Below are 7,042 nucleotides of genomic sequence, written 5' to 3'. Positions count from 1 at the left end.
GCCCATTGGCTGTCATGAGCATGACCGCCTCACACCAATGGGGGCACATTTGCCTTACGATTTCCTAGGTTTGGTATCTAACCGAATCATCAACGTGTATCAAGGGGTCAGAACACTTGAAACAGTGCTTATTTAGTTATTAAGCATTGCTTTATTGCAATATGTTGCTTGTTCAAAGTCGCTAATATTCATCGCAATATTGGCAATATCAGGAAACAAGGTGACAAGCTTAGCGACCATGTTTTTTGATAACTTGGCTTTTTGCTCTGTCGAACGCCCTTGCATGATATGAGCAAACACATGAATAAAATCGTCACGTTTATTACCTACCGAGTAGGTTTTAAACGTGGTTAGTCTTACTTTGATATCGCTCTCGTCAAATAAGCCTGTAGAGTTTGCGACTCGATGCAGTTGTTGCAGAATAAATTCTTCATCGTAAGATTTAAGGATGCTGTCAGAGCAGTCCATAACAAAATGTGGCATTAATTTTCCATTTTAAGATGTGTAGGAGTCAAGTCATCGCTATTGTACGACGAACGTCACGGTTACTTTTGCTGAGTAGGTGATCTTCTCAAAAGACGAGCCTACAGGTTGTTGCTGATATGAATCGGATAAGCTCACTTGTTTCATTCGGCTTCCGGTAACCTCTATTCTCTCAATATCATCTTCTTCATAAGAGGAACGATCATTAAACGATATAGCTTGTAAATCGATCCCCAATGATTGTACGTAAAAATCTTTTTGCGCTAACACTTTATTGAGGGCATTTTGTTTGGTTTTTTGTATATAAACGTCTTTTTCAGAGTGCTCATAATCAGTATTTATTAACGTGACTTCATCGTAAGCGTCGACTATTTTGGCAATACTTTGGAAGCCCAATTCATTGTCAATACGCACAGTGACGGTGTTCGCCACTTTATAGTTATCAGGCTTATCACCAAACCAACCGTAATCTGGAGACGTTGAAAACTTTGAGTTTTTAATCTGATCAGAATGAATACCATCAGCGGTTAAAGTGGCTGAAATGTCATTCCTCAGCTTGGTGTTTTTTTGTAAAGACATGGCTAATTTTTTATCTTCGGTTGTGATCAGCATGCTTATTACCGCCACATCTTTAAACGCTATTTCTTCAGCACTTTGTGTAATTGAAATGGTTTTAACGTCAGGATGAAAAAAACTCTTTAGCTCACTGGGGCTGCCTTTTAACTCTGGTTCCGCTATCGCAGAAAATGAACACAGTGCTGCTATCCCTATCAGTTTTAGATTCATATTAACTCCCTTAGCCCAATTATTATTTGATAATGTCGTGCAGTCTTATTTGAGTCGCAAGCTAACAAAGGCGCTAGCATACAACTATAAAACGTTATCGATTGGGCTGACCAATGAAATTATTCAACCCATATGCAATATAAGACCATAACGTTTTCAATAGGTTAACGTCAATTTATTATCCATGACAGACTGTGCTGTTGTCGTGCTTAAAAAGTAGAGTTGATTTAGGTATCTAAACAATTGAAGTACATCAAGCCCTGTTGTGTTCAGGGCCTGTATTGCGGCGGGTTATAGGTTGGCTTCAGCGTAAACTTTGATGGCGTTAGCGAAGTGTTCAGCGGTCCCGGCACCATGCTGTTCAAACGCCGCTTTTTGGTGTTCGTCGTTGGCAATTGAATCAGCCATTTTTAAGAAGCGCTCTTTATTAATCAACACTGACTTTCTCTGCAACTTGGTCAAGGCGAAGTTACTGTACATAAGGTACTCTCTAACAATTAATTGCATGTCTTCTGAGTCTATTGCAAGCGTCTGACAATCGCTGATTTTGCTCATCACTGATTCGGCTTTGTCCTTCAAAGCCATAGTGTCTTCGATGCTCATATTCGCCAGTTGCTCCATGCGTTCGTCAACTTTGTCATCACCAACACGCTCTCGTGCTAATTGTTCTTGTTTTTCTAATTCTGGGTTTTCTTGAAAATCTTTCTCATCTGTCATTTTTAGAGTCTCTATTATTTAAATTTTTAAATAGGTGTAGCCAGCTAAACATTCTTCATAGAAGTCGATAAGCTGCACCCCTTGACGTGGCTTTATTTTACCGCGCGCTATTTCATTATCTATTTCTTTTTTTACTGCTTGCGCCAAAATTTCAGGCGTATATTGCATGGTCGACAAAACCCCCTCAACTGAGTTGCCTTTTACCACCTCTTCAATGTAAAAGTCTTTGGGGTCATCATCATAGCTGACAATATGCACTTCATTTAAACGACCAAACAAGTTATGCATATCGCCCATCACGTCTTGATAGGCACCGGTAAGGAAAATACCGATAAAGTAATCTTCATCTTTGTTCAGTTGATGCATTGGCACATGGTTGGCGGTCACTTCATCACCGATAAACTGTTCAATTTTGCCATCGCTGTCACAGGTGATATCGACAAAAGTACACCGTTTGTTTGGCCGCTCATTAAGGCGTGAAATCGGAACAATAGGTAATACTTGATCAATGGCCCATGAATCCGCCGCAGATTGAAATACCGAAAAGTTCGCTAAATACTGCGACGATAGCGTCTCTTCAATTTCTTTTAATTCTTCTGAGATAAATTCTTGTTCAACAACAAAGTCATTAATGTTTTCTAATGTTTTCCAGTAAAGCGTCTCAACCTTTGCCATCTCTTCTAGGGTTAACACACCAAGTTTAAAGGCTTGCTGAGCTTGCTCTTTTAACTGGCTGATATCATTATAGGTTTCCTGAGCGTTATCTTTATCCAGACCTTGCTGATAGTCACGCATATTGGTTACTATAATATGTTCGCCGGTGGCTTTGCGGGTATTATAACCATTACCACCTGGAGTAATTTCACCGATGATTTTGGTCACTACGCAAGAGTGGTGGGCGGTAATCGAACGGCCACTTTCGCTTACTAAATTAGGATGCGGTACCGATTGTAAATCACAGGTTTGTTTAAAACCATAAACAATGTCCGATACATATTCGCTAATGCCATAATTACAGGACGAATCATTGGTTGATTGAGTTCCATCATAGTCAACCGCTAGACCACCGCCAACATCCACATACTCAAGTGGCACGCCCATTTGGTAGAGACGACTGTATATTAATGAGGCTTCCTGTACCGCTTCTTTGATTGCGCGAATATCAGTTAATTGACTGCCAATGTGAAAATGCAGCAGATTAACCATGTGCAACATGTCTTCGTCTTCTAACAGTTTTTTGGCGTTAAGCATTTCACTCAAGCTCAATCCAAATTTTGCGCGTTCGCCACTGGAACTCTCCCATTTGCCGCGGCCTTTAACCATCATCTTGGCGCGAAATCCTACCATCGGTACAACATTAAGCTGCTTCGATAGCTTTACTAAGGTCAGTAATTCTGAGTACTTTTCGATAACGATAATAATCTTGCGGCCAATTTGACTGCCTAATAATGCCAAACGTAAATACTCTTCATCTTTGTAGCCATTAAGAATGGTTAGGGCATTTTTGTTGGTGTTGTATGCAAGGGCTGCGATAAGCTCTGGCTTGCTACCAGCTTCGAGGCCATAATTGAATCGTTTTCCGGCACAAATAATTTCTTCGATGACCTCTCGCATTTGATTCACTTTTACCGGAAATACGCCTTGATAGTGCCCCTCGTAATTGGCGTCTTCAATGGTATAGCGAAAGGTTTTATTTAGTTGTTCAACTTGAGAACGCAAAATGTCATGAAAACGCACAACAGCAGGGAATTCGATGCCTTTTTGCTGAATCTCATTAATGACTTCTTGCATATTTATTTTTAAATCTGGCTGGTCGTAACGTGGCTTAACCATCAAGTTACCGGATTCGCCTACTTCAAAGTAACCATTACCCCAGCGCTTAACACGGTATGTGCGCTCGGCATCATCGATTGACCAAAATGACGTTTGTCGTTGTTCTTTAGGCACAACTTAACTTCCTGTCATACAGAGTAATAATTCACGTACTACTTTGGCAGCAAATACGTCGCTATTACCTGTACTATCTATGTTTGGTGATAACTCAACAACATCGCAACCCACTAAGTTTTTATTGCGTAAAATTTTACAAAGACTGACAAACGAGTGAAAGTCTTCCCCACCGGGCTCTGGGGTGCCTGTACCTGGAAAAAAGCTTGGATCGAAGTAATCTAAGTCAAGGGTCAAGTAGATAGGGCGGTCATTACCAATCGCTTCCACCCTATCCAAAAACTGCTGGCGTGATGTCGCTAGAGTTTTTTGCTCACGCATGTATTGATATTCTTCTTTGGTGCCTGACCGAATACCGTATTGTAATAACTGATGCCCTTTTGCAAAGTGGTCAAGGCAGCGACGAATGATCGAGGCATGTGAATAGTGATAACCTTCATAGCCGTCACGCAAGTCAGCATGAGCATCAAGATGAATAAGCAGTAAATCGTCAAATTGATGTAAATAAGTTTTGATTGGCGCATAAGATATGGAGTGCTCGCCACCCAAGGTCAATATTTTGACTTGGTGCTTTTTCAGGTCAATATCTGAAAATTGTTTCTCAAAATCATCGGTGGCTGATTGCCACTGCTGGTGTGTGTGTCTTTGATCGTCATAATCAATCGCGCCGGGCAATCGCAAATTACCTAGGTCATTAAACTGAATATCTTGGATATCGGCATTCAAATATGGAGAAAATGACTCTATGCCGTCAGAGGCGGCGCGCAAGGCGTTTGGGCCGTCTTTCGTGCCTTTACGAAAGCAGGCGGTGCCGTCAAAACCAAAACCAATAATATGAATACTGTTTTCATATATACCGGTTGCCGGCTTAGCAAAGTCGTACAAATAGTCAGGCGTGTTTAAATCAACACGAATATCAGCGATTTTGTTGTTCATGATGGTCATTAATAGCCAAAAAAATTGCCGCAATTATGCTTAATTTTGTCATAAAGTATAGTGTTTTTTTTCATCTATACTACTTATAAACAAACAGCCGTTGTTGGTATAGTAAAAGGGGAAAGCTTAGTTATACATCAAGTCGCTTGGTGTGAAAGGTAAAACAGCTTAAGTGACTAATTTAAAGTTACCTTTTTGCTAAATGATATTTTTTTAATAGTCATTTGTTCGTACAATACAGCGCAATTGTTTAAGTTGAATAAATACTTTGGGTTTCATTACAAGAAAATCATAAAGTAAAGTCTTTGAGGGTCCTCTATTGTTTTTCGAAGGTTCAGAAAAAAAAGCAGAAGTCATTGTCAGTGATAATATCTCCTTGCTTAATGATGTAAGCGATGATTTTTGGGCTGAGATGGTAAGTCGTTGTGAAGCTCAAATTTTGTCACACGTGAGCAATGGTGAATGCACTGCCTTTTTATTGTCAGAATCTAGCCTGTTTGTATGGGAGGATCGTATTTTGATTTTAACCTGTGGTGTTACCCGTTTGGTTAAATCGGTCGAGTATTTCATCCAACAATTTGGTATGGATAATATTCAACACGTGTTCTATCAACGCAAAAACGAATATTTCGCGCAGGCACAATTTAGCTCTTTTGGTGACGATATTAGCTTATTGTCAGACTATATGCCTGGTAAAGCTTATCGTTTTGGTGAACTCGACGGCCACCATAATTATGTGTTTCATCAAACCAGTGATTATAAGGCTGAGAATGAAGACAAAACCTATGAATTATTGGCTTATCAAATCAGTGATAAAGCCTCATCGATGTTAACGTTACCAGGCCTGAGAGCTGAACAAATTCGCAATTATTTGCAATTAGAGCAATTATTGCCCGGGTTTGAATTTGATGATTATGTGTTTGACCCTTATGGCTACTCAGTCAATGCGATTAAGGGCAGCGATTACTTTACTATTCACATCACTCCTCAAGCAGGCATTAGCTACGTAAGTTTTGAGTCTAATTTAAACTTGATCCGTTTAGCACCAAGCATTTTAACCGTATTAGAGCCAGCCTCATTTGATTTGCTGACCTTTAATGAACCTGACCTACAACAACTGATTACCCAATACATTCCGCAACATTATGTCTGCCAATCGAAAGTGGCAGAAACCATGTCAAACGGTTATCAACTAAGTTTTGTAAACTATATTGCCCCAAAACAACAATTTACCAAGCCTGCGGTGCTTGATGCAACAGGAGAAAACCATGCACTCTGAGTTATGGATAGAAGAGAAGTTTCAGGATTTTTTAAGCTTAAAAATTAAAGTCGAAAAAGTACTCTTTTCTGGAAAAAGTGACTTTCAAACGGTGGATGTTGTGGAAACTCGAGGGCACGGCAAAATGTTACTAAATGATGGGTTGATCATGGTGACGGAACGTGATGAGTTTGCCTATCACGACATGATTGCCCATGTGCCGCTATTTGTACACCCAAATCCTAAAAACGTATTGATTATTGGTGGCGGTGATGGTGGAACCGCGCGTGAAGTATTGCGTCACAGTGGTGTCGAGAAATGCACCATGGTTGAAATCGATGCGATGGTTGTTAAGGCGTGTCGAGAGCATATTCCACAAACATCATGTGAATTTGATAACCCGCGTCTTAATCTACTCATTGCCGATGGCGTTAAATTTGTCAAAGAAACAAATGAAAAGTTTGATGTTGTGATCATCGATAGTACTGATCCCATTGGCCCTGCAGCGCCACTATTTGGTCCTGAGTTTTACCAAGATGTATTTAATTGTATGGCAGATGATGGTGTGGTGGTATCACAAGGGGAATCATCGTGGTATGCAATGGATATTCAGCAATCATTGCTGCATGTACTAAACAGTGTCTTTCCACAATGCTTTTTGTATAACTTTAGCAATCTAACCTATCCAGGTGGCTTGTGGAGCTTTACGTTTGCATCGAAAAAATATCACCCGTTACAGGATTTCAATCGTTCTCGCGTGCATAATTCGGGCCTTGAGTTCGATTACTATAATTGTGCGGTACATAAAGCGGCGTTTAGCTTACCAAACTTTGCTCGTAAAGGTCTGGAAGGCTTAATCGCCAATGGGTAATCACAACAAGAATACAAGACACTACAAAGCTTGTCTCATATTTG

Annotated in this window: 7 protein-coding genes; 2 read left to right on the top strand and 5 right to left on the bottom strand. The window is 40.2% G+C overall.

Going from position 1 to position 7,042, the window contains the following annotated elements:
* Window positions 1-132: 132 nt before the first annotated feature.
* From HII16_RS15490 to speB, 5 genes are all read right to left on the bottom strand, one after another.
* The gene (locus HII16_RS15490) at window positions 133-483 is read right to left on the bottom strand and encodes a 5-carboxymethyl-2-hydroxymuconate Delta-isomerase (protein WP_169131560.1); all 351 of its coding nucleotides are present in this window, start codon (window positions 481-483) and stop codon (window positions 133-135) included.
* A 39-nt stretch (window positions 484-522) separates the two neighbouring features.
* On the bottom strand, window positions 523-1,269 hold the full coding sequence (locus HII16_RS15485) for an SIMPL domain-containing protein (RefSeq protein WP_169131558.1): 747 nt from the start codon (window positions 1,267-1,269) through the stop codon (window positions 523-525).
* 291 nt (window positions 1,270-1,560) lie between these two features.
* Window positions 1,561-1,986, bottom strand: a complete 426-nt coding sequence (locus HII16_RS15480; protein ID WP_169131556.1) for a TipAS antibiotic-recognition domain-containing protein — start codon at window positions 1,984-1,986, stop codon at window positions 1,561-1,563.
* Between the two features lie 18 nt (window positions 1,987-2,004).
* On the bottom strand, window positions 2,005-3,933 hold the full coding sequence (gene speA, locus HII16_RS15475) for a biosynthetic arginine decarboxylase (protein WP_169131554.1): 1,929 nt from the start codon (window positions 3,931-3,933) through the stop codon (window positions 2,005-2,007).
* Between the two features lie 3 nt (window positions 3,934-3,936).
* Window positions 3,937-4,869 (bottom strand): agmatinase, encoded by a 933-nt coding sequence (gene speB, locus HII16_RS15470; RefSeq protein ID WP_169131552.1) that lies wholly within the window; start codon window positions 4,867-4,869, stop codon window positions 3,937-3,939.
* Between the two features lie 319 nt (window positions 4,870-5,188).
* On the opposite strand from speB, the gene HII16_RS15465 reads away from it, so the two are divergent.
* Complete coding sequence (locus HII16_RS15465) at window positions 5,189-6,148, top strand: adenosylmethionine decarboxylase (RefSeq protein WP_169131550.1); 960 nt, start codon at window positions 5,189-5,191, stop codon at window positions 6,146-6,148.
* Entirely contained in the window at window positions 6,138-6,998 is an 861-nt protein-coding gene (gene speE, locus HII16_RS15460; RefSeq protein WP_169131548.1) for a polyamine aminopropyltransferase, read from the top strand. Before HII16_RS15465 ends, speE begins: the two co-directional genes overlap by 11 nt.
* The last annotated feature ends 44 nt before the right edge of the window (window positions 6,999-7,042 follow it).

The sequence above is a fragment of the Thalassotalea sp. Y01 genome, assembly GCF_012932945.1.
GTDB lineage: Bacteria > Pseudomonadota > Gammaproteobacteria > Enterobacterales > Alteromonadaceae > Thalassotalea_A.
Note: the sequence above shows the minus strand (reverse complement) of the source record. Positions and strands in the feature narration are given on the sequence as shown.

Bases quoted from the DNA above. Each gene is read 5' to 3' on its own strand.
- HII16_RS15490 (WP_169131560.1), bottom strand. From the start codon at position 483: ATGCCACATTTTGTTATGGACTGCTCTGACAGCATCCTTAAATCTTAC.
- HII16_RS15485 (WP_169131558.1), bottom strand. From the start codon at position 1,269: ATGAATCTAAAACTGATAGGGATAGCAGCACTGTGTTCATTTTCTGCG.
- HII16_RS15480 (WP_169131556.1), bottom strand. From the start codon at position 1,986: ATGACAGATGAGAAAGATTTTCAAGAAAACCCAGAATTAGAAAAACAA.
- speB (WP_169131552.1), bottom strand. From the start codon at position 4,869: ATGAACAACAAAATCGCTGATATTCGTGTTGATTTAAACACGCCTGAC.
- speE (WP_169131548.1), top strand. From the start codon at position 6,138: ATGCACTCTGAGTTATGGATAGAAGAGAAGTTTCAGGATTTTTTAAGC.